This is a genomic window from Sphingobium sp. SJ10-10, from assembly GCF_036038995.2.
In the GTDB taxonomy this organism is placed as follows: domain Bacteria; phylum Pseudomonadota; class Alphaproteobacteria; order Sphingomonadales; family Sphingomonadaceae; genus Sphingobium.
The window spans coordinates 405336-427870 of the sequence record NZ_CP158133.1; the positions used below are offsets into that span (position 1 = coordinate 405336).

General features: G+C 61.3%; 23 protein-coding genes and 1 pseudogene. 10 read left to right on the plus strand and 14 right to left on the minus strand.

Features of this window, described 5'->3' with window-relative positions; translation table 11 throughout:
- Position 1: 1 nt before the first annotated feature.
- The 5 genes from fdhF to fabG all read right to left on the minus strand — a co-directional run bounded on the left by fdhF (position 2) and on the right by fabG (position 6774).
- Positions 2 to 2848, minus strand: a complete 2847-nt coding sequence (gene fdhF, locus VVT58_RS17485) for a formate dehydrogenase subunit alpha (protein WP_327754833.1) — start codon at positions 2846 to 2848, stop codon at positions 2 to 4.
- Positions 2845 to 4434 carry an NADH-ubiquinone oxidoreductase-F iron-sulfur binding region domain-containing protein gene (locus VVT58_RS17490; RefSeq protein ID WP_327754832.1) on the minus strand — a complete coding sequence of 530 codons (1590 nt, stop codon included), beginning with the start codon at positions 4432 to 4434 and terminating at the stop codon, positions 2845 to 2847. Before VVT58_RS17490 ends, fdhF begins: the two co-directional genes overlap by 4 nt.
- A complete protein-coding gene (locus VVT58_RS17495) occupies positions 4431 to 4910 on the minus strand; it encodes a formate dehydrogenase subunit gamma (protein ID WP_327754929.1) in 480 nt (159 codons plus the stop codon). Before VVT58_RS17495 ends, VVT58_RS17490 begins: the two co-directional genes overlap by 4 nt.
- 150 nt (positions 4911 to 5060) lie before the next feature.
- A complete protein-coding gene (locus tag VVT58_RS17500) occupies positions 5061 to 6032 on the minus strand; it encodes a MaoC/PaaZ C-terminal domain-containing protein (RefSeq protein ID WP_405053751.1) in 972 nt (323 codons plus the stop codon).
- Positions 6025 to 6774 carry a 3-oxoacyl-ACP reductase FabG gene (fabG, locus tag VVT58_RS17505; RefSeq protein WP_327754830.1) on the minus strand — a complete coding sequence of 250 codons (750 nt, stop codon included), beginning with the start codon at positions 6772 to 6774 and terminating at the stop codon, positions 6025 to 6027. The genes VVT58_RS17500 and fabG overlap by 8 nt, the downstream gene beginning before the upstream one ends.
- Before the next feature lie 172 nt (positions 6775 to 6946).
- Here fabG and VVT58_RS17510 point away from each other — a divergent pair, with 172 nt between their 5' ends.
- From VVT58_RS17510 to VVT58_RS17525, 4 genes and pseudogenes are all read left to right on the plus strand, one after another.
- The gene (locus tag VVT58_RS17510; RefSeq protein ID WP_350339864.1) at positions 6947 to 7129 is read left to right on the plus strand and encodes an aldehyde dehydrogenase family protein; all 183 of its coding nucleotides are present in this window, start codon (positions 6947 to 6949) and stop codon (positions 7127 to 7129) included.
- Between the two features lie 190 nt (positions 7130 to 7319).
- A complete protein-coding gene (locus VVT58_RS17515; protein WP_327754828.1) occupies positions 7320 to 8159 on the plus strand; it encodes an IclR family transcriptional regulator in 840 nt (279 codons plus the stop codon).
- 11 nt (positions 8160 to 8170) lie between these two features.
- Positions 8171 to 8479: pseudogene (locus VVT58_RS17520) on the plus strand (aldo/keto reductase); the annotation flags it as partial.
- 86 nt (positions 8480 to 8565) lie between these two features.
- Complete coding sequence (locus tag VVT58_RS17525) at positions 8566 to 9225, plus strand: sigma-70 family RNA polymerase sigma factor (RefSeq protein WP_327754928.1); 660 nt, start codon at positions 8566 to 8568, stop codon at positions 9223 to 9225.
- Between the two features lie 185 nt (positions 9226 to 9410).
- On the opposite strand, the gene VVT58_RS17530 is transcribed toward VVT58_RS17525, so the two are convergent.
- On the minus strand, positions 9411 to 9755 hold the full coding sequence (locus tag VVT58_RS17530) for a hypothetical protein (protein ID WP_327754826.1): 345 nt from the start codon (positions 9753 to 9755) through the stop codon (positions 9411 to 9413).
- A gap of 30 nt (positions 9756 to 9785) precedes the next feature.
- Entirely contained in the window at positions 9786 to 9959 is a 174-nt protein-coding gene (locus VVT58_RS17535; protein WP_327754825.1) for a hypothetical protein, read from the minus strand.
- 181 nt (positions 9960 to 10140) lie between these two features.
- On the opposite strand from VVT58_RS17535, the gene VVT58_RS17540 reads away from it, so the two are divergent.
- The 3 genes from VVT58_RS17540 (at position 10141) to VVT58_RS17550 (ending at position 11965) form a co-directional block, all read left to right on the plus strand.
- A complete protein-coding gene (locus VVT58_RS17540) occupies positions 10141 to 10488 on the plus strand; it encodes a glycine zipper 2TM domain-containing protein (protein WP_066562773.1) in 348 nt (115 codons plus the stop codon).
- A gap of 146 nt (positions 10489 to 10634) precedes the next feature.
- Entirely contained in the window at positions 10635 to 10865 is a 231-nt protein-coding gene (locus VVT58_RS17545) for a hypothetical protein (RefSeq protein WP_327754824.1), read from the plus strand.
- A gap of 179 nt (positions 10866 to 11044) precedes the next feature.
- Positions 11045 to 11965, plus strand: coding sequence for a MucR family transcriptional regulator (locus VVT58_RS17550; RefSeq protein ID WP_327754823.1), 921 nt, complete (start codon positions 11045 to 11047; stop codon positions 11963 to 11965).
- Between the two features lie 180 nt (positions 11966 to 12145).
- On the opposite strand, the gene VVT58_RS17555 is transcribed toward VVT58_RS17550, so the two are convergent.
- From VVT58_RS17555 to VVT58_RS17565, 3 genes are all read right to left on the minus strand, one after another.
- Complete coding sequence (locus tag VVT58_RS17555) at positions 12146 to 12955, minus strand: arylamine N-acetyltransferase (protein WP_327754822.1); 810 nt, start codon at positions 12953 to 12955, stop codon at positions 12146 to 12148.
- Between the two features lie 598 nt (positions 12956 to 13553).
- The gene (locus VVT58_RS17560) at positions 13554 to 14114 is read right to left on the minus strand and encodes a DnaJ domain-containing protein (RefSeq protein ID WP_087576345.1); all 561 of its coding nucleotides are present in this window, start codon (positions 14112 to 14114) and stop codon (positions 13554 to 13556) included.
- A gap of 211 nt (positions 14115 to 14325) precedes the next feature.
- On the minus strand, positions 14326 to 14451 hold the full coding sequence (locus VVT58_RS17565) for a hypothetical protein (RefSeq protein WP_327754821.1): 126 nt from the start codon (positions 14449 to 14451) through the stop codon (positions 14326 to 14328).
- Positions 14452 to 14707: 256 nt separating this feature from the next.
- On the opposite strand from VVT58_RS17565, the gene VVT58_RS17570 reads away from it, so the two are divergent.
- From VVT58_RS17570 to VVT58_RS17580, 3 genes are all read left to right on the plus strand, one after another.
- Positions 14708 to 15115: a glycine zipper 2TM domain-containing protein gene (locus VVT58_RS17570; RefSeq protein WP_405053752.1), complete on the plus strand. Its 408-nt coding sequence runs from the start codon at positions 14708 to 14710 to the stop codon at positions 15113 to 15115.
- Positions 15116 to 15402: 287 nt separating this feature from the next.
- The gene (locus VVT58_RS17575) at positions 15403 to 15759 is read left to right on the plus strand and encodes a hypothetical protein (RefSeq protein WP_327754820.1); all 357 of its coding nucleotides are present in this window, start codon (positions 15403 to 15405) and stop codon (positions 15757 to 15759) included.
- A 197-nt stretch (positions 15760 to 15956) separates the two neighbouring features.
- Positions 15957 to 17645, plus strand: coding sequence for a protein kinase domain-containing protein (locus VVT58_RS17580; RefSeq protein WP_327754819.1), 1689 nt, complete (start codon positions 15957 to 15959; stop codon positions 17643 to 17645).
- Positions 17646 to 17734: 89 nt separating this feature from the next.
- Here VVT58_RS17580 and VVT58_RS17585 read toward each other — a convergent pair whose 3' ends face one another.
- From VVT58_RS17585 to tnpB, 4 genes are all read right to left on the minus strand, one after another.
- Positions 17735 to 18229 (minus strand): cupin domain-containing protein, encoded by a 495-nt coding sequence (locus VVT58_RS17585; protein ID WP_327754818.1) that lies wholly within the window; start codon positions 18227 to 18229, stop codon positions 17735 to 17737.
- Positions 18230 to 18625: 396 nt separating this feature from the next.
- Positions 18626 to 19921 (minus strand): DUF3422 domain-containing protein, encoded by a 1296-nt coding sequence (locus VVT58_RS17590; protein ID WP_327754817.1) that lies wholly within the window; start codon positions 19919 to 19921, stop codon positions 18626 to 18628.
- Positions 19922 to 20381: 460 nt separating this feature from the next.
- Complete coding sequence (gene tnpC / locus VVT58_RS17595; protein ID WP_327754816.1) at positions 20382 to 22049, minus strand: IS66 family transposase; 1668 nt, start codon at positions 22047 to 22049, stop codon at positions 20382 to 20384.
- 106 nt (positions 22050 to 22155) lie between these two features.
- The gene (gene tnpB, locus VVT58_RS17600; protein ID WP_327754815.1) at positions 22156 to 22437 is read right to left on the minus strand and encodes an IS66 family insertion sequence element accessory protein TnpB; all 282 of its coding nucleotides are present in this window, start codon (positions 22435 to 22437) and stop codon (positions 22156 to 22158) included.
- Between the last annotated feature and the right edge of the window lie 98 nt (positions 22438 to 22535).

Consider the following 22535-nt stretch of genomic DNA (forward strand, 5'->3'; position numbering starts at 1 on the left):
CCTATTGCGCCGCTGCCAGCGGCGCAATCCGCCTGCTGTGGCGGGCCTGATCGGCATAGTCGCGCTGCCAGTCGCTCGGTCCGTTGGAGGGCGTGACCTGCACCGCCGTCACCTTATATTCCGGGCAGTTGGTGGCCCAGTCCGAATAATCGGTGGTGATGACATTGGCCTGCGTATCGGGATGGTGGAAGGTGGTGTAGACCACGCCCGGCGCCACCCGCTCGGTAATCAGCGCCCGCAGGCTGGTTTCCCCGGCCCGGCTCTTGAGCGAGACCCAATCGCCATCCTTGATTCCCCGGTTCTCCGCGTCGGCGGGGTGGATCTCCAGCCGGTCCTCCGGATGCCAGGCCTCGTTCGCCGTCCGCCGCGTCTGCGCGCCGACATTATATTGGCTGAGGATGCGCCCGGTCGTCAGCAACAGCGGGAAGCGCGGCCCGGTCTTCTCATCGGTCGGCACATAGTCGGTGACGACGAACTTGCCCCTGCCGCGCACAAAGCCGTCGATATGCATGGTCGGCGTCCCGTCCGGCGCCGCGTCATTGGCCGGCCATTGCAGCGATCCTTCCGCGTCCAGCCGGTCATAATGCACGCCCGCGAAGGTCGGGGTCAGCGCGGCGATCTCGTCCATGATCTCGGACGGATGCGCATAGGACCAGCCAAGCCCCATGGCCTGCGCGACAAGCTGGACGATCTCCCAATCGCCATAGCCATTGAGCGGCGCCATCACCTTGCGCACGCGCTGGATGCGCCGTTCGGCATTGGTAAAGGTTCCATCCTTCTCCAGAAAGGTCGATCCCGGCAGGAAGACATGGGCGTAATTGGCCGTCTCATTGAGGAACAGGTCTTGGACCACCACACATTCCATCGCCGCCAGTCCCGCCGCGACATGATGGGTGTTGGGATCGGACTGAAGAATATCCTCGCCCTGGATGAAGATGCCCTTGAACGTCCCATCCGTCGCCGCGTCGAGCATATTGGGGATGCGCAGCCCCGGCTCGGCATCCAGCGTCACGCCCCAGGCCCGTTCGAACTGACCGCGCACCGCATCGTCCGACACATGGCGATAGCCTGAAAATTCGTGCGGAAAGCTGCCCATGTCACAGGCGCCCTGCACATTATTCTGCCCGCGCAAAGGGTTCACGCCGACGCCTTCCCGCCCGACATTGCCGGTCGCCATGGCGAGATTGGCAATCGCCATGACGGTGGACGACCCTTGACTATGCTCGGTGACGCCAAGACCATAGTAGATCGCAGCGTTACCCCCGGTGGCATAAAGCCGCGCCGCCGCGCGCACCTCTTCCGCCTTCACCCCAGTCAGCGGCTCGATCGCTTCGGGCGAGCGGCTGGGTTCAGCGACGAAGGCCGCCCAGTCCATAAATTCATCCCAGTCGCAACGATTCCGGATGAAGGCTTCGTCGAAGAGATTTTCCGTGACGATCACATGCGCCATCGCCGTCAGCATGGCGACATTGGTGCCGGGCCGCAGCGGCAGATGATGCGCCGCCTCGACATGGGGCGACTTCACCAGATCGATCCGCCGGGGATCGATGACGATTAGCTTCGCGCCCTCGCGCAGCCGCTTCTTCATTCGGCTGGCGAAGACGGGATGGCCGTCGGTCGGATTGGCGCCGATAACCAGAATGACGTCGGCCTCGGCAACGCTGTCGAAATCCTGCGTGCCCGCCGAAGTGCCGAACGTCGTCTTCAATCCATAGCCCGTCGGGGAATGGCAGACCCGCGCGCAGGTATCGACATTATTATTGCCGAAACCCTGCCGGATCAGCTTCTGGACGAGGAAGGTCTCTTCATTGGTGCAGCGGCTGGAGGTGATGCCGCCGATGCTGCGCGTGCCATATTGTGCCTGGATGCGCTTAAACTCGCTGGCGGTATGGGCGATGGCCTCCTCCCACGACACCTCGCGCCAGGGTTCGTCCACCGAAGCGCGGATCATCGGCTTCAGGATGCGGTCACGATGCTGGGCATAACCCCAGGCGAAGCGGCCCTTCACGCAGCTATGCCCGTGATTGGCCTTGCCCTCCTTCCACGGCACCATCCGCACCAGCTCCTCGCCCCGCATCTCCGCCCGGAAGGTGCAGCCGACGCCGCAATAGGCGCAGGTGGTCACGACCGCCCGATCCGGCGTGCCGATCTGCACCACCTTTTTCTCGGTCAGCGTGGCGGTCGGGCAGGCCTGGACGCAGGCGCCGCAGGACACGCATTCGGACGACAGGAAATCCTGCCCCTGGGATGGCGAAACCTTGGAATCGAAGCCCCTTCCCTCGATGGTCAGCGCAAAAGTCCCCTGCACCTCGTCACAAGCCCGCACGCAGCGCGAACAGACGATGCATTTGCTGGGGTCGAAGTCGAAATAGGGGTTCGACTGGTCCTTCGCCTGCCCCATATTGGTCGCGCCATCATAGCCATAGCGCACGTCGCGCAGGCCCACCGCGCCCGCCTGTTCCTGCAACTCGCAATCGCCATTGGCCGGGCAGGTCAGGCAGTCGAGCGGATGGTCGGAGATGTAAAGCTCCATCACCCCGCGCCGCAACTGCTTCAACCGCTCGCTCTGCGTCCGCACCACCATGCCCTCGGCAATCGGCGTGGTGCAGGAAGCGGGATAGCCATTGCGCCCCTCCACCTCGACCAGACAGAGGCGGCAGGAGCCGAAGCTTTCGACATTGTCGGTCGCGCACAGCTTCGGGATCGAGCAGCCGGTCAGCGAAGCCGCCCGCATGATCGACGTGCCCTCCGGCATGGTGACCGTATCGCCATCGATGGTGAGGGTCACGCTCTTGCACGTCGCGACAGCAGGCGGCGTCCCATGGTCGGCTTCGCGCGTGTAGGTCATTCCGCAGCTTCCTTCACCGGAGCAGAAGCCCCAAAATCCTCGGGAAAATGATCGAGCGCGCTCAGCACCGGATAGGGCGTGAAACCGCCCAACGCGCAGAGCGAGCCATATTTCATCGTATCGCACAGGTCGCGCAACAGCGCCGTCTGCGCCTCCAGCCCGCTGTCGATCCGCTCAGGCGCTCGCGAATACAGCGCCTTCGCCAATCCGCCGCCGACCTCTTCCACCGCCACCGGCCCGGCATCCCGCGCCGCGATGATCCGGTCCATCACTTCAACGCCCCGCGTCGACCCGATCCGGCAGGGCGTGCATTTCCCACAGCTCTCGACCGCGCAGAATTCCATCGCAAAGCGCGCCATATGCGCCATGTCGACGCTATCGTCGAACACCGTGATCCCGGCGTGGCCGATCAGCCCGCCAGCCTGCGCGAAAGCCTCATAGTCGAAGGGCAGATCGAACATGCTCGGCGGGAAATAGGCTCCTAAAGGCCCGCCCACCTGCACCGCACGCACCGGCCTTCCGCTGGCCGTCCCGCCGCCAATGTCGTTCACCAGCTCGCCCAGCGTGATGCCGAAGCCGATTTCGTAGAGCCCGCCATGCTTCACATTGCCTGCAAGCTGCACCGGCATGGTGCCCCGCGACCGCCCGAAACCGACCGCCGCATAGGCCTCAGCTCCTTCCGCCAGGATGAAGGGAACCGCCGCCAGACTCAGCACATTGTTGATCACCGTCGGCTGCCCGAACAGCCCCTCCAGCGCCGGAAGAGGCGGCTTCGCCCGCACCTGTCCCCGCTTGCCTTCGATACTGTCGAGCAGCGCCGTTTCCTCGCCGCAGACATAGGCGCCCGCCCCGACCCGCACCTCCAGCGTGAAGGGCGCGATCCGCTGGGCGGAAATCTCGATCGCTTGCCGCATGGCCGAGACCGCAAACGGATATTCGCTGCGAATATAGATATAGCCGTGGCCTGCCCCCACCGCATGTCCGGCGAGCGCCATCCCTTCGATCAGGCAGAAAGGATCGCCCTCCATCAGCATCCGGTCGGCAAAGGTTCCGCTGTCGCCTTCATCGGCATTGCAAACGATGAACTTGGGCTCGCCCGGCGCATCCAGCACCGTCTGCCATTTGATTCCGGTCGGAAAGCCAGCCCCGCCGCGCCCCCGCAAGCCGGAAGCCTTTACCGCATCCACCACCGCCTGCGGCGCCATCGCCCGCGCAGCGTCCAGCCCGCGCCAGCCGCCATGCGCGGCATAATCCTCCAGACTCAGCGGATCGATGATCCCACAGCGGGCAAAGGTAAAACGCTGCTGCCCCGCGAAAAAGGGCAAGGCGGCCACATCCCCCAGCCGCGCCGCATGGCTTCCGTTCAGCACGGCGGCCACATCGTCCGGTCCCACCGGCCCGTACCCAACCCGCGCCCCATCGTGTTCCACCTCAACCAAAGGCTCGATGGAAAACAAGCCCCGGCTGCCGGTGCGCACCACCTCACATCCGGCGGTCTCGAAAGCGTGCGCCACCTCGTCCGCGCCCAAGGCTACCGACGCCATGTCCCGGCTGACATAGACTTTGTTTTTCCGGCCCGGCGTCATGCCGCGATCTCCCGCGCAATCCGTTCCAGAACCGTCGCGTCAACCCGCGCAATCGGCCGCCCGTCGACCAGCGCATTCGGCCCCACGGCGCATAATCCCAGGCAATAGACGGGCTCCAGCGTCACCTGCCCGTCGCGCCGCGTCTCACCCATGGCGACACCCAGCCGTTCCGCCGCCGCTCGCTCCATCGCCGCGCCGCCGCGTGCCTGGCAGCTTTCCGCCCGGCACAGCTTCACTACATGCCGCCCAGCGGGCGCGCGCCGGAAATCATGGTAGAATGTCACGACACCATGCACGTCGGCGCGGCTCAGGTTGAGCGCCTTGGCTATGGCTGGGATCGCTGCATCATCGACAGAACCTATCTCTTCCTGCAACATGTGCAGCAACGGCAGCAGCCGATCCCGCGCCCGGCCATGCACGCTGGCCCAATCCTCGATCAACCGCGCCGTTTCATTGACGGCATCACCTTGCTGCATCTTCTTCATTCTTCCGGCGCCTTTTCCCGCGCGCTATGCTGCGCTCCGGCGGGGCCGACGTCAAATCGAAGACCATCATGTTTGATAGATAAACCCTATCAAACATGATGGTCAAACCGTCGCAATGACGATCTTCGCGCTCTGCCGTCATCAAGAACGGGCCGATACCATGGGGAAACTCTTCACAACCGGCTCGATCGCATGGGACGATGGCGTTATCCGCGCCCTTCCATTGTCGATGACGACTTTTCGACTTTCGGGAACGACAAGTTGAAATGCTAGATCTTCTGCCGTTTCCCACCAGATTCGGACATCAAGATTCTGTCCGGGGTAAACAGGCGCGGTGAACCTGCATTCCAGGGTTTTGAGGAGGGTCGGATCATTATTGCAGACCGCCGCCAGAATGGCCCTGCCCGCAAATCCGTAAGTGCATAAACCGTGCAACAGCGGCCTATCAAATCCCGCATCGCGCGCCGTTGCGGGACGGGCATGCAGCGGATTGTAATCGCCGGACAAGCGGTAGATGAGCGCCTGCTCAGGCCGGACCTCGAACGCGACGGTTCTGTCCGGTTCGCGGCCGGGAACCGCTGGCAGGGGAAGTAACGCTGCCCCGCCGCCCCCTCTCCCGCCGTCGCCGCGCAGGAAGGAAAGCTGCCGGACGGTTGCCAAAAGCCTGTTGTCAGCATCGTCATAGATCAGGCGGCAGGCGCGCAGGAGCGCGCCCTTTTCGCTGCCCTTGTCGACGATCGCGTCGATCGAGAGTTCACCCCGTACCTTACCCTCGACCGGCAGCGGGGCGTGAAATTCACAGGATTGCTCCGCGTGAAGAACCCGTCGCCAGTCGATGCCGTAATGGGGCTCCATTTGCCAAAATCCCGGATAGGCAAGCACGACGGCCATGGTTGGCAGCGCGCGCAAGCCTTCCTCAAAGACGAAGGGCAGATCAGCCTCGGCCATGGGACCATGCCCAGCGCCAACGCCCAGCGCGTAAAGCATCGTATCGCGTCTGGTATAGCTGTGGGTGATGATCCGGGGCGGAAGGCTGAGCAAAAACTGCGGATCCATGATGGATCCGCCGGTCGGCCTTATCGGGGAATCGGCAACCGGAACGCCATCAGCCATAGCGTCCTCCGGACACATGGAGCACGTCGCCCGTGATATAGCTGGCCTGCTCCGAAGCGAGGAAGACGATCGCGGCTGCTACATCCTCGGCCCGCCCGAGCCGAGGCAGGGGCAGGGACGCCTCGGCATTCGCCTTGATCTTCTCGAAATGCGGAAGATTCCGAACGGCGGCCGTATCGATGATGCCAGGCGCGACCGCGTTCACGGTGATGTTGTACCGGCCATTCTCCATGGCCATCGATCGCGTCAGGCCGAGAAGCCCCGCTTTGGCGGACGAGTAGTTGGCCTGACCTGGATTGCCCAGATAGGCGCGCGACGAGATATTGACGATACGGCCCCATTTCTTCTCAATCATCGCGGGCAGAACCGATTTAGTGCACAGAAATGAGCCCTTGAGAACGACGTCGATGACAGCATCCCAATCGCCCTCATCCATGCGGCCGATGCGTTTGTCACGGGTAAAGCCGGCATTGTTGACGAGGATGTCCACACCGCCCAGCGTCTTTGCGATGGTTGCGACGGCCTGGTCCACCGAAGCTGCGCTCGCCACATCGACCCGGACAGCAAGCGCGGCGAAGCCCCGTTCACGCAAGCGCGCGGCCTGCGCCTCGGCCGCATCGGCATCGATATCGCCGATCGCGACCGACGCTCCCTCCTGAGCGAGCATCGCCGCGACGCGGGCGCCAATGCCCCCCGCCGCCCCGGTCACGAACGCCACGCGATCTTGGATGCCCAGATCCATTTCACCCCTCATTGATTACTGCGCCTGTCGCAATCGCTAAGCCCTCCCCGATGAAACGTCAACAAACGCGAAAATGATTTTCGCGTTTTCATCGAGCGCCGGCTGTTCTAGATGCGGCGCATGAGCAATAGGGTCATAATGGGCGTCGGCATGACGCCACTGGCGTAGCATCTTGATCGCTCCGGAAGGGGCGCTGTCCGCGGCACGACGGGCCTTTCATAGCTGGAAGCGGGTAGAGCCCGCCAGCCGGGATACCATGCTTCTCGCGGCTGCAGCCCGATTACGCGACGAAATCGATAATTTGGGCCGGCTCCTAACGCAGGAGCAAGGCAAGCCGCTCGAAGAGGCTCGTTGAGAACGCCGCGGAGGGACTACTGGAATATACTAATGTGCAGGTTCTGGTTAGACATGGTTGACGTGGCCACCGCTGATCGCATCCCGGATCGGACAGCAGTGCTTCCCGCAGCCATGTCACTGTTCAAGAGGTCCAGATGAAAGCGCAAACCACTCCAGCTGAACGAGCAAAGCCACGCCAGGCAGGCCAATTGGGTAGTGCTGTTCGCGAGGAGGACGGGGACTCTCAAATCGTGGCGGCGCTGGCTCGCGGCCTTACGCTGCTCGATGCTTTCACTCGCAATGACGCGAGCCTGGGCAATGCTGAACTCGCTGAGCGTACTGGCCTGACCAAGCCGACGGTGTCGCGGCTGGCCTACACATTGGCGTTGCATAATTATTTGTCTTTCGATCCGCGTTTACGCGAATATCGGCTGGGTCCGCGCGCCATTCGGCTTGGCGCTATCGCGCTGGCCACGACAAATGTGCGCACCTTGGCCCTTCCGCTGATGCAACGACTGGCGACCGGCAGCCACTTCAACGTTGGACTTGGCACACGCGACGATCTTCAGATCGTTTATACCGACGCTGCGGAGGGCGATGCGCTGATCGCGCTGCGATTATTTCCAGGATCACGGCTTCCAATGGCGACCTCCGCTATGGGGCGGGCCTATCTTGCTGCGTGCGGTGGCGACGAACGGGAAGATGTTCTGGACCGGCTGCGACCGCATTATGGCGACGAATGGGGGCGTATCCGCAAAGGCGTGGATGACGCGATCGATGAACATCGCCGTCTTGGTTACTGCGCCAGCATCGGCGATTGGCAGAAGGATATCAGGGGCGTGGCCGTGCCGATAGCCGCTCGTCCTGGGGGCGCCATCTATGTGCTCAACCTGGGCGGCCCTGCCTACGCACTGCCCGAAAAGGAATTGCGTGAACGGCTTGCGCTGGGTCTGATCGCCATCGCCCGACAGGTTGAAGCGGTACTGCTCACAGGCGATGCGGACCGGCACGCCGACCGAGCGGATGCCGTTCCCCCCTCCCCCCGTTAAATTGCTGATCTGCTGACATCGTGGATGCACAGTGGGTTGCCGAACGGGGCGGGCTGGCGCGCTTCAGGACCGAGCAGCAGCCTTATTCCATCCTCAATCGCTCCATCGAAAAAGACGTTCTACCGACTTGCCAACGCTTTGGCATGGGCGTCATGTCCTGGAGCCCGCTGGCGAAGGGGATGCTCTCCGGCAAATATCGTCGGGGAGAGAAAACGCCGGATACGATACGCGCCAAATACTCTCCTACTGCGATGAGCGATGAGAACAGCCTCGACAAGGTCGAGCAGCTCATCCCGGTTGCCGAGGAGGCAGGCATCTCCCATGAAGTCCGGCGCACAATTTCAAAAAAGCGGAACCGATACTGATCCGAAATGTTCTTCTCCCGTTGATGAGAGAGGTGAACGACATGGAAGATTGCGGATCGACTGAAACGCGAACCACCCTCTCGGACAGGGATTTCAAGGAAAAACTGACTGGCATCATCCCCCAATTGCGTGCCTTCGCCCGTGGCCTATGCGGCGATCGCGATACCGCCGACGACCTCGTCCAGGAAACCATGCTCAAGGCATGGGCCGCACGCAGCCGTTTCTGGGCCGACACCAATTTTCGTGCCTGGACCTTCACAATCCTGCGCAACCATTATTTCAGCCAGATGCGCCGCCGCCGCTTTACCGGCGATTGGGATGAGCTTGTGGCCGACCGCTTGCTGGCGGCGCCAGCGGCCCAGCATATGTGCGTCGAGCTGCGCGATCTGACGCGCGCGCTGGCGCAACTGCCCGAATCCCAACGCGAGGCTCTGATCCTGGTGGGTGCGGGCGGCTTCTCCTATGACGAAGCGGCCGATATTATGGGAACAGCGATCGGCACGATCAAAAGCCGCGTCGCGCGCGGGCGGGATGCGCTCGAAGCGCTGATGAACGGCGGCACGCTCGACACCAAGCGGCAGGACAGCGCAACCGCCACGCCGGCCATCGTCTCCATCTTTGCCTATCTTGACCAGATACAGGGCCGCAGGGCGGGCTTGCTGGAGGCCGACAGGTCGCCGCTGCTTTCGCAAGCAGCTTGAGGCCGGACACAGGGCTGGTCAGGGGATAAAAGATGCCCCGCCGGAGCCAGGCTCCACGCGGGGAAGGTTCAGGGAGAGTCACTCGAAGGGGAAGGGTGACGCTTTTGAACTTATGCCTCTTCCAGATGATTTCCAGCCCGAAGCCATTCCATAACGGATTGATCCCGTTGCTCATTGCCCATCCTTCAGGGATGCGGCGAAGCCTCCGTTGCCGCTTCGATGCGACAGTCCCGCCAGCTCGGATCACCCTTGGGAACGAAGGCCACGAAATCGCCGTCGATGATCAAGGTCGCAGCCTCGCTCACAAATTGTTGCCCCAGCGCGGAACTGCGCCGATCGAGCCGCATCTGCACAGCGCCCGACCGGATGATGGCCTGCTTTCCTTCGATCCGAAGGAAAAAGCTTCGCCCCTGCGCACATTTTACCTGCATGAAATCCGCCGGATGCGCCGCGGCGGGGTTGGCCGACATGAGCAGCAACGACGCCACGATCGCGATGGAAATTGTCCCGGTTTCCGGCACCGCTCGCATCGTCAAAGTTCCAGAAAAGTCGATGGCGCCTTAATCCTCGGAAGTTTCGGCGGTTCCATTCGCCAGCGCGCTTGAGATCATCGCCGCAAGCGTCTCCTCTGCCTCCTTGCGAACACCGGCATCCTTCGAGGCCAAGTTGTTGCGCAGGTACAGCGGAATCCGCTCGACCACGCGGGCAATGATCGCATCTGTTTCCTCGTTCATTTCCAGAGCCTATGACCCGGCTGCGCCGGGCAGGCAAGAAAGCAATGCTATGGTGAGGGAGAGAGCAGGGATACCTCGCAAAGCGCGGTCAGCTTAACCTTTGATAACAAAGCGGTTCAGCCTGCGCCCATGCGCGGGGTGGAATAAGGCCAGGCAACGCAAAGATTTGAGGAGACACGTTATGACCATTCGCAAATCCATTCTCGGCATCGCTCTTGCCGCCGCCACCCTCTCGGCTGCCGTGCCGGCGACATCGTTCGCCCATGACGGCGATCGTGGCTGGAGCCGCTATGATCGCCATGAGCGGGTTCGCTATTCTGATCGCCGCGACTATCGCGGCTATCGCGATGATCGCGGTTATCGCTGCCGCAAGTCGGGCGGGACCACCGGCCTGCTGCTCGGCGGCGTAGCCGGCGCGCTTCTGGGCCGCGCCGTCGATACGCGTGGCGATCGCGCACCGGGCACCATCATCGGCGCTGGCGCCGGTGCGCTGGCCGGCCGCGCCATCGATCGCAATTCGCGCTGCTAAGCGTTGAGGACGAGCGGCGGCGGCCAGAGGGACGCCGCCGCTTTGCCTTTCGCGCGAGCGAAAATATGCGCCGGCCGTTATCGCCTTTATCCGCCAGCGATCAAAAGATGCTATGATCATGCGGCGAGAGTTGATGGAGGCAAGCGATGGACAACGGAACCGAGCTGGCAATTCGAGCGATAATCCGTGCGTTGTTTCAATCCGGGGCGATCAACCGGCAACAGGTGCAAGGCATCATGAGCGCGCTCAAGGAAGCGGCCGGTGGCGCTCAGGACAATCGCGATTCCGAGACGGCAAAAGAACTGGCCGCCCTATCCAAGCACATTCATCTCGACACGGCCGTACCGCCATCAAGTGATGAGCGCCGGGTTCCCTAGACCCGAACCATCGTTGCTATGCTGCGTGGGCCGCAGCTTTAGCTTTTGCAGCTGAAGCCAGTTTATTTGATTGCTTCATCGGGCAACCTGATCTTGGGATGCAGCCAAATCGCAATATTTACATTTGATGCTGAAGCGCGCAAATAGCGCCAACATTCCTCTCTCTACGGGTTCGCAAAATGGCCGAAGTCAATCAATCCGACATCACCGCTCTCACCGTCCAGCTTGTCAGTGCTTTTGTTTCCAACAACACCGTCGCAAGCGACAGCCTGGCGGACTTGATCAAGACGACGCGCGCCGCGCTGACGGAAAATCCGGCCGCCGCCGCAGAAGAACCGGCCAAACCGACTTTCACGCCCGCCGTGTCGGTGCGCAAGAGCCTGTCGTCGCCCGATCACATCTTCAGCCTGATCGACGGCAAGCCGTACAAGACCTTGAAGCGCCATCTCGCGGCGAACGACCTCACCCCCGAGCAATATCGCGAACGCTATAAATTGCCGAAGACCTATCCGCTGGTGGCTCAGAGCTATTCGGAATCCCGGCGCGCCGTTGCGGAAAAGATCGGCCTGGGCAAGAAGCCGGTAGCCGCTGCGAAGCCTGCTGAGGCAACCGCCACCCCAGCCGCTCCGCCGAAGGCACCCAGGAAAGCAGCTTCAGCTCCGGCGAAGAAGCCTGCGAAGGCTGCGGCTGTCCCTGCTGCAAAGGCTGCCCCCGCCGTGGCCGACGCTCCGAAGGCTGCTGCGACCCCTCCTGCACCTGCGCCGGTGAAGAAAGCCGCCAAAGCGAAGGATTCCACCCCCAAGGCCGCCCCGCTTATCTCGAACCGTTTAACCAGTGCCGGCGCCGCACCCGCCAAAGTAAAGGGCGAAGCGCGCAAGCGTCTGGGAATAGCCGGTCCCAAAGCGGATAAGGCCAATGCCAAGGTCGAGCCTACTCCCGCCGCAGAGGCTGCGAAGGCCAAGCCCGCAAAGAAGGTTGGCGCGGCTCCCAAGGCAAAATCGGCATCCAAGCCCAAGACGTTGAAGGCTGCGCTTGAAGCTGCGGGCTCGCACCTTGGCACCGATGCCAAGGCGGCCGAACCCGCACCGGTGAAAGCCTGATGAACCACGGGAGCGGGACCGTCAGTCTCGCTCCCGCTACAGTTTCGAGGCCGACGGTCCTCGACAATGAATGCAAGAGGCGCGTGCAATGACTGTTGCGCACGCGCCCCATCCAAATCACCTCGTCTGTCTTTTTCTACGACAACCGAAAGACACTGGCGCCCCGTCCTGCGATAGACGCTATGCGGTGATTTCCCGCACATGTTCCCAGATGGCGTCTGTCCGAGGCTCATCGATCTGGAAAATGCCAGCCAGCAGCGCCGCAAATTCCGGTGCGCTTCCGATCGGCCTTTCGACCACGCCCTGAGGCGTCGTCGTCCGCCACATGCCGTTAAGGATGCTTTCGATGCGGTCGGGAAAATGGCGCTGCAGCAGGAGATTGCCGGCAAACGGGGACTCCTCGCTTTCGAGCAGCCAGCGCTGCGCATTTTCAAGAGCGGCCTCGTCGGCATAGTCCGCCTGGAAATCGAAGGTCGGCGCCCCGCCATGAGGGTGATTATGGAAACGCAGCCAGTTTCCGTCCGCCTGCCCGATCGAAAATTCATAGCCGCGTTGCATCGACGATCCGATCGCCAGGGGAATGGGATCGACAAGCGCGTCGCCCAGTCCTGCCTCCGCAAGCCAAGGCTCATCCAGATCTACACGGAGGGTCAGATGATTGCCGATGACGTTATCGCCGAGTTCCGCGCGGCGAACCGCTCCGCAAAGCCGCGTCACGGCAAAGCCACAGGCGGACAAGGCCGCGCCAAGCAGGCCGTTCATCTCATAGCACCAGCCGCCCCGGCGGCGATCGATCATCTTGGCGAAGGCGTCCTGGGGATCGATGCTGGAGGGCCAGCCCATGAAGCAGTCGATCGTTTCCCAGGTGAAGCTATAGGCGTGGGCACGGTGGATCGAGATCAACGCTCCAAGATCGGGCCGTTCCGGCCGCCGGATGCCAATCCGCGCCAGATAGGCTTCGAACTCAGTATCCGTCAGTCTCGTCTGCATGACCTCATCCCCTCCGTCGGTAAATGACCATAGATGCTTGCCGATTGCCATAGCCGATCATTTGGAAGAGAAATTTGGGGAAGGGAGCCAACATCGAATGCGTCGTGAAGCCGCCTCTTTGGCCTCAATAGAGTCAGGAAGTGGCGCGATACCGTGCTGCACACCTCCGGGGCTTGCCAGACGGTCCATTTCCATTCCCTGCTATCGAACCGGATGTGCAGATCTCCTATATCTTGTTCTCGGACAAGACGTCACGCCTTCATCACGGCGGGCGGACCTGTGCCGTTCGTTTTCTTCGACCCTTGTCGCCCGTTCCTCGACAGCATATTCCAGCCAGGATTGGATCAGATACAGCAGGCTCGGATCGACGATCCGGCGCAATAAAGGTTTCATCAGCTCAAGTCGGGGAATGGTGCTTAAGTCGTCAGCAAGGTCGGCGTCCATAACATCCGGATGGCCACGGAACACCTGCTTCTCCTCCTCAACCACGCTCTGCTGGGCATAGCGCCATGCTCGCCTCGCAAGATGGCCGGGAGTCGTCCGTCAATTTTTGGGTGAGCGCGATGAAAAAGCTGCCGTTCGATAGGGTTGCCCAATCCTAGGTATCGATCATTCGTCCAATCAGCAATTTTTCTCGCATGATGGTCTGAGACATGGAGATCACGTGATCTACGCCTTCAATGGTGATTGCTAAAGTTCCTTGTTCGGTGATTTCAATTAAACTTTTCGACTTTAGGTACCATAGATGAAACTCAAAATGCTCATCCGAACAGTTCAACATCTTCTGGACGAAATATCGGCCCACCCCGGCATCCTGGGCATTTTCCCTTCTTCTTTTATATAGAAATAACAGGATTTTAGCATGCGCATCTGCGTCATCATTCGCAGTTTTTTCGTCATCGACTTCAACATTCGCAGAAAATATAAACCCGGTCTTGCCGGTGTAGAGAAGGTCATATTGAGCGCGCTGGTCGGGATTTCTGAGCGCCTTATATGCCTCGATCACCTCATTGAATTTCGTGACGTCAGCCGTTTCTACATGGTCGGGGTGGTATTTCTTCGCAAGAAAGCGATAGGCGGTTTCCAGCGCACGTGCGTCACAGTTCGGACTGACCTGCAAAATCTTGTAGTAATCAATAAATGGTTCGCCATTCGTCATCGCAAATCGTCCCCACTCCGTGCGAACCTTCTTTATGCCAGCCTGGATAAAATCCAACAACCATTCTGAAACCCATCGGCATTGTCAGCGGCGGGAGCGACATTGTCAAAGCAGATCACACGCCGCCAGGCGTCCGTCTGCGGCGAAGCGAGATCTGCGCCACTCTGTAGCGGCATCGCGCTGGTCGCGGATGACGGCCTCAGTCACGACCTCAACAGTTTGCGGGATGTCCTGCAAACGCGCCGACCAGTCTCGACGTGTAATCAAGGCGGTCCGCCGCACCGGCGATGGCGGAACGATTGGCTTCAATCGCACGAACCTGCATGGACAGGGTCATGACGGCAAGCCCCACGGCGGCACGCAGCCAGCCCGACGAAGCCGCGGATATGCTGACCTGTTCCGAGAAGGACGGCCCTTCAATGCAATGTTCGACCGTAATGATTTTGAGAGGCGATCATATGATTGAGCAATGACGCGCCGTAAACGCGATCTGTTGCTGAACGATTGCTGACTGCCCCGTTCAGAAATGCGCCAGAGACGGATGGTAATAACGCTGCTCGTCGAGACGTAACCGTCTGTGGAGGAGGTGAAAAATGATGCGCAAACCCCTAATGGCACTTTCCCTGGCTGCTTCGATACTGGCAGGCCTGCCATCTCTGGCCCATGCCCATGACGGCCGGGGGAGTTGGTATCGGTACGAAGAATATCATGATGACGGCGACGACGATGATGACGATGACCGTCCCCATTACCGCCGCAATTATTATGAGGAGCGGGACTATCAGCGCCCCCGCTATGCCGAGCCACGGCGCTATTATCGTGGTGAGCGCCACTATCGTTGTGGCGGCAGCGGAACGACGGGGCTGCTGCTGGGCGGTGCGGCAGGCGCGTTGCTCGGACGTTCGATCGATCGCTATGGCGATCGGGCGCCGGGGACCATTATCGGTGCGGGCGCAGGCGCCTTGCTGGGCCGGGAAGTCGACCGCAACTCCGATTGCTGACCAGGATTATCCGGGCACAATGGTCTGAATTCCCTTCGATGGCGGGAGGATGTGGGTGTGGAACCGTTATGCAGCCACGCCCCTCTTTGCTGGAGCGGGTTCAGATCGAGTTCAGCGCACCTATGCTTGAGTGACAGACTAGAGCAGAATCCGACCCGCTTGCATCGGATCGCCTGCTCTAGACCTTTGTTTTGCCGCGTTTTCCGAGTCAGCTGATTCTATCCGCTTGGAAAACGCTCTACCCCTTCCGCCGGGTGCGGACAGGGCAAAGAATAAGGAGGCAGGAGATGAAAATGCTCCGTAACGCGGCCTTTGGGCTGATGTTGGCAGCGTCCATGCCAATCAGCGTCACGCCTGCGGAGGCACGCGATCATCATCGTTATTATTCGCGTCACTATGACAATGATACGGCGCTCGCCTTGAGCGCAGGAATTGTCGGCTTGGCCATCGGCGCGGCCATCGCATCGGATCGGCCGCGCTATTATTACGACGATGATGATGATTATCGCGAACGATATTACCGACCGCATTATCGGTCATATAATTACTATTATTACGACAGCTATCCGCGCTATTATGACAGGCAATGGTATCGCCATAACGATCGGCATTGGCGTCACCATCATGATGACGATGATGATTGATAGGGGGCAGCGGATTGCCTATTACGGCGTAACCGACCGCAAATGCGTCAGCGCAATTGAGGCTGTAGCGCACTGGGAGACGGCTGACTTTTCGCTTTGACGACCAGAGAAGTTTGCATGCTTTGCGGATGGAGGGCTTGACGAACCCTTGTCTTCCCCGCTCCTTTCGTGCGCATGTGCGTGAGGGGGTGGACGGAATGAGGCCTGAAGGACGCTTGCGGGTTGCTGCGGGACATGCCTCCGAGCAGGGCGCACGGCCCGATAATCAGGACTTTGTCGGCATTTATGCCGCGACGGAAACCGAACGCATCCATCATGGCATGATCGCCGCCCTGGCCGATGGGGTCGGCGGGGCGCGGGGTGGACGGATCGCTGCTGAACTGGCCATTCGCGCGCTGATCGAAGGACTTTACGACCAACCCGACACCATCGGTACGCCCGCGGCGGTCCGGCGCGTGATGGCGCCGTTCAACCGTTGGCTGGCCGCCATGGGACGGACGGAGACGATGGCGCATGCCGCGACGACCTTCACCGCGCTCATTCTCAAGGGCCGTCGCGCCCATCTCTGCCATGTCGGCGACAGCCGCGCCTGGCACTATCGCGAGGGGCGCCTGACGCTCTTGACCGAAGATCATAGCCGGTCTCATCCCGACCAGAAGCATATCCTCTATCGCGCGCTCGGCATCGAGGAGCATCTCCGGCTGGACCATCACGAAATCGTGCTGGCCGAGCATGACCGGCTCCTGCTCACCAGCGACGGGGTCCATGGCAGCCTCTCGCCAAAGCGGCTGGAAAAACTGCTGGGAGCCCGCAATTCCGCTGAGGCCGACGCCATCGCGATCGTCGATGCCGCCCTGTCGGCGGGCAGCGCCGACAATGCAAGCGCGGTGGTGCTGGACGTTGTGAGCCTTCCTGCCATCGACCATGACAGCGTCGCCAGCGACATTGCGCGATTGCCCATTCTCGCGCCACCCCGCGAGGGGGACAGCGTGGACGGTTTCCGCCTCGACAGCCTCCTGTCGGATGGCCGTTATGCCCGCCTGTTCCGCGCCACCGACACGCTGTCGGGCGGACAGATGGTCGTCAAATTCCCCAAACCCAACCTTCTTTCCGAAGGCGGCGCCCGTCTGGCTTTCGCGCGCGAAATGCTGGTGGGCAGCCGTGTCTCCAGCCCGTTTGTGGCTGCGGCCGTCCCCGTTCCTCCCGACAGGCAGACCCGACTCTATGGCGTCCAGCCCTTCTATGACGGCGAGACGCTCGAAAAGCGCCTTGCGCGCCCTGTCTCGCTCGAAGACGGGCTGGCCATCGCGATCAAGCTCACCCGCGCCGTGGCCGCCCTGCACCGGCTCGACATTATCCATCGTGATATCAAGCCCGACAATGTCCTGTTGCTGCGCGATGGCGGGCTGAAGCTCATCGATCTTGGCGTCGCGCGTCTGCCGCGCATCGAGGAATTTGCGAGCAAGGAGGTTCCCGGCACGTTCAGCTATCTTGCCCCCGAAATGTTCGCCAAGAATGCGGGCGATGAAGGGACCGACCAATATGCGCTGGGCGTCACGCTCTGGCGCCTGTTCGCCAGGCGCTATCCCTATGGCGAAATCGAAGCCTTCAGCCGGCCCCGCTTTCGCAAGGCCGCCCCGCCCAGCACGCACAGACCCGAATTGCCCGCATGGCTGGACAATATCCTGACGCGCAGCGTGGCCATCGATGCCAGCGACAGGTTCGGGGACGTCATCGAACTTTTGCGCGCCCTGGAGGGCGGCGCGGCGGTCGCCCGCGTCAACCAGCGCGGGCTTCCCTTCATCGAACGCGACCCCGTCCGTTTCTGGCAAGTCGTCTCGCTCGTGCTGGCCATCATGGTGATCGTCGCATTGGTGACGCGCTGAGCTGGTTTGGAAAGGATCGGGGAATCGAAGCCGCCTGACCGGAGATGATCCTTCCGGTCAGGCAGATCGCCGTCACGGTCGTCGGAACATTATTGGCAGTTGGTCGGCTTATTTTCATCGATCCGGAAGCCTACCCCGGCGGGCGATATGCGGATGCCGATAAACTCTGCGACATTGCCCGTGGCGTTGCGGATCTGATGGATGCGAAATGCCTGCTCGATGAACGACTGGCCCGCATGATAGGTTTGCCAGGTGCACAGGGGATTGCCGCCATCATACCACTGAATTTCGCCTTCGGTGACGGTAACGAATACCGGCGCGGGGTGCGAGTGCCAGCCGCTATAGCCGCCCGGCTGAACCGTCAGACGATCCGCGCCCACATCAGAATCGGCCTTGGTCTTCAGGAACAAATCCCATTTCTCGACCTTGTCGGCCTTCACATCGAGTGAACCGTAATGCCCCGTCACTATAGGCGCGGGAGCAAAGCCCGAACCACTTGTCGCCAAGGCGGGCAGAGCGGTCAAAATCGCCGTGGCGGCAACTGTCATCGAAAGGATGACGCGTGATGGGTTAAGGTGATTCATCGCCAATCTCCTGTTCACCGGAAGAAGTGTAGCGACCGGATTATCGTTATCCCAAGTCAAGGACGTGCATGTGGTGGTTGCTCTTTTGCGGAACAGCACAAAAGTCCGCGTCGAGGTCCATTGACGCGGAACTGAGTCGGAGCGGATTAGCTAATCTGGATTATGCTCGCGTGCGGAAGCGAAGACTATGGCGCAGAGGGATTATGTCGATCGATGAATGAAGTAGATTCGTTTGGCCTATTTCACCTGATGAATAGCAAACTCACGCGCACAGGTGCATGGTCAGCGCTCCTCTCCCTTGGAGGAACCCAACGGCCCCGCCTCAACCCCCTTCTGAGGCGGGGCTCATTGCGGTGCGTGAAGTCGCGACTGGACGATGCGGCCGGGAGCTGACTTTCAATGCTCATCTGCCGGCAACCGCTTGACCTTCCGGATTTGGCCGATGCCCAAGAAAACCGTGACGATCGTCACCGGGAACAGCGCGATATCGACCCAACCGGGCAAATGCAGCCCCTGCAGCTCCAACGCCTCCTTCAAATGATGCCAGAGACCGAGCGCGTAATAGCTGATCGCCACGACCGACAGCCCTTCGACCGTATGCTGGAGCCGCAATTGGAGGGCAGTCCGGCGATCCATGGATGCCAGCAGGTCGCGGTTGCGGCGGGCGAGAGCAGTGTCAACCCGCGTGCGCAGCAAGGCGCTGGTCCAGGCGGTGCGCTGCGCCAGATCCTCCAGGCGGCGGGTGAAGGCGTCGCAGGTGCGCATGGCCGGGAGCAACCGCCGCTCGGTAAAATCATCGAGTGAGCGGTAGCCGCGAACCGGCACGACGGCGAGGCGACGGATACGGTCGCGACAGATTTCCGCATAGGCCTGCGTGGCGCTCATCCTGTAGCGGGTGCGCGCCACGATCTCGGCCAGTTCTGTGCTCAGTGCAGAGAGCTGTTCCAGCACCTGATCAGCGTCCGTATCATTCTGCGCGACGCGGCTGGTGATGGCCGTCAGCCTTTGCTCAAGCTCGGTGAGCAGCGGCGTCGCCTGTTGCGCTTCGGGCAGACCGAGCAGGGCTATCTTGCGGTAATTGCCCAGTTCCTGGAGCCGCTGGACGAGTTGTGAGCTTTCACCGCCTTGCAGACCCTTGTCATGGATAAGCAGCCGGCCAAAGCCGTCCTCATGCAAGCGGAAGTCGCTCCAGATGCGGGCATGGCCATCCGCGACATCGGATATGATGAGGTCATCGGTGGCGAAATGCGCGGCGATGGCGGCGGGTAGCGGTTCGTTCATGACCATCGCGATCTGAGTAGAACGGATCACGCGACCGGGAATCTCCGCCATCCAGTGCGGCACATTGCCAAAAGGAGTAAGGTCGAACAGCGTCGCGCCTTCGACTGGCGCAAGAAAACTGTATGTCATATATTCGGTGTGACGCTCCCAGGAAAAATGGAGATCGTCGATCCGGACGGAAAGAAAGCGGTCGCCGGTCTTGAGGATGGGAAAGCGTTCGGAAAGAAGGGCGATAGTTTTATGGGCCTGCTGTTCATCGACCAGCAACACGAATTGTAGAGCGAGAGCCGGTGCATCGAAGCGGGGCAGGCCGCGAATATGCATTTCCCGCGAGAGCGAAGCGCGTAGCGGGTGGTTACGCTGGCTGAGCGCCGCGAACGAATCGGCCTGGATGCGGGTCATGTCGTCCATGTGCGGTTTTCTGCCTCGGCATGGTTGCATTAAAAAGTCCGGCGATGCCGTGACTATCAACTGTTACTTCGGAGGGATCGCGATTGGCAATTGATCCTGCCCGAAAGGATGATGGCAGGTCTGGAAATGTCCGCAGCCCCTTCCACGCTCGGCCCCATTTCGAACCCTCATCGATCATTATTTCGTGATCGTGGGATCGGTTGATGATTGGGGATGCCGCGGGCGGCCGCTTTCAACTTGTGAGGGCAGAGGCAATGGGTCGCCTGTCGCGTGATCAGGAGGATGTGGAGCTTTATGCGATCGGCATAGGTTCGCATAGGAATTCCGGAAAGTTCCGCCAAATCCTATGCATTTTCGTACGCATCCGATAGCGGCCGCCTTGCGATAGGGGTGTAGTCGCGCGAGTTAGCGGCAGTGCAAGCACCGTGGTTTGCACCGTGGCTAGCGACGGTACGGTTGGTCAGGCGGCTAATTCGACCGGGTTGGTGTTCTGGAGGGTTTTCCAGTGCCAGGGTAGGAGTTCATGCAGCCGGTTGTGGGGCAAGTCGGCGATGCGGGTGAGGACATCGGTGAGCCAGGCGAGCGGATCGACGTCGTTGAGGCGGCAGGTGCCGATGAGGCTGAACATCATCGCGGCGCGGTCTCCTCCCCGATCCGATCCCACGAACAGCCAGCTCTTCCTTCCGCGGGCTACGCTGCGCAGCGGCCGCTCTGCGGCGTTGTTCGTGAGACAGATGCGGCCATCTTCCAGGAAGGTGGTGAAGCCCTCCCAGTCGTTGAGGAAGTAGGCGATAGCCTTGGCCACGGGGTCGTGGCGGGAGAGGGTCTTTCGCTGAGTGTCGAACCAGGCCTTGAGCTGATCGACTAACGGGGCGACCTTTTCCTGGCGAACGCGCAGGCGTTCATCGGCGCTCTCGCCGTTAATATCCCGCTCGACGGCAAAGATCTCGTCGATCATCACCAACCCATCCCGTGCAAGAGGTGACAGCAGCGGCACTTTCCCCTTCTTTTTGCCCTTCAACTGCTTGGCCACATCGACCAGCTCGAAGAGCTTACGTCTGCCGTGGGACCAGCAGTTTGCGCGGGTCATGGCCTTATCCGCCCACCCTTCCTCGAACATCTCATTGAAGCCGGCATAGCGGTCGACCTGGAGGATCCCGGTATAACCAGCCAGATGTGCGCGGGGATGTTCGCCCCTTCGATTCCGGGAGTAACGGCACATCAGCGCCGGCGGCGCCGCGCCGCCAAAGGGAGCGTCATCGCGCACATAATCCCAGATGCGGGCGACCTCGGTTTTATATTTGGCCAGGAGAGGAACAGTGGTGTCGTCGGCATGGAGGCGCTCGGCGGCCAGCACATGGGCTTCATTCAGCAGGGAGATCGGTTTGAGCGCGGCGCAGACGGCGCCGACCTGATCGGCAAGCGTCGAGAGGCTCAGGGGGATACCCTCCGCCTCCAGGCGGTCGCGCTGGCTGTTGAGGGGCTGATGCAGTCCGTACTTCTGGAAGACGAGATCGGCCAGGAAGTGCGGGCCGAACATGCCCCGGGGCGTCACGTGGAAGGGCGCCGGGGTCTGGCGGATCCTTTCACAGCGCCGGCATGAGACTTTCTCGCGCACCGTCTCGATAACCTTGTGGCGCGCGGGCACTTTCTCCAGGGTTTCAGTGATGTCGGGCGGCAGATGGCTCAGCTCCTGCGAGCCGCAGCAGGGGCATTGTTCGGGTGCAGGGATCACCCGCTTCTCCCGCTCGACATGGTCCGGGAAGCTGCGGCGTGACCCCCTAGTGCGGGTGAAGGCCTCTACCGTGGTTGTTTTGGCTGCGGCCTGCGCGGCGAGGCTTTCGGCTTCACTGGCATCGGCCTCGAGTTCTTCGAAGCCCAGTTCGAGCTGGCCGATGAGCCGGCTTGCCCGCTCCGATTTCGCGCCATATTTGTCGCGGCGCATGAGCGCGTTCATCAGTTCAAGGTGCGCGTTGCGAGCAAGCAGATCGGCGTTGATCGCCTCCACACGCGCGGCCTTTGCCTCCGCTTCGAGCGCCTTGGCCTGAGCTGCCTGGGCCAGTTGGCGCGTCGCCACGAGCTCGGCTTGGAGCTGCAAGAGCTCAAGAGAGGCATCGGCCGAGGGCATGGTTGCCCATAGCAAAAAACGCCCAAAACTCCTAGATAGTTCTCAGTTTTTAATGGATTTTCAACGCTCTATTCTCCCGTCGCGGGCGGCGCAATCATGTCCCGTGTCAGCCAACCTGGCTGGGCCGCCAAGTTCGCTGCGGGTTGCGCCAATCTATCCCCTCGAGCAGGCAGGCGAGCGCCGAGGGGGTTAGCGGGATCGCCCCGTCCTTGGCGGAGGGCCAAATGAACTTCCCGCGTTCGAGACGCTTTGCATATAACGAGACCCCCAGCGCGTCGCTCCACAAAATTTTCACCAGATCGCCGCGACGTCCGCGAAAAACGTAAAGATCCCCATCATGGAAGGTTCGACCCAGGTGCTGTTCCACCTGGCGGGCAAGAGAAGCCATCCCGCGCCGCTTATGTGCTGCAGCACATAAGCGGCGTTATGCGGCGCGTGGGATTATGTGGAGTCCTGGGCGGCCAGGCACGGGCCGCCCACGAACCG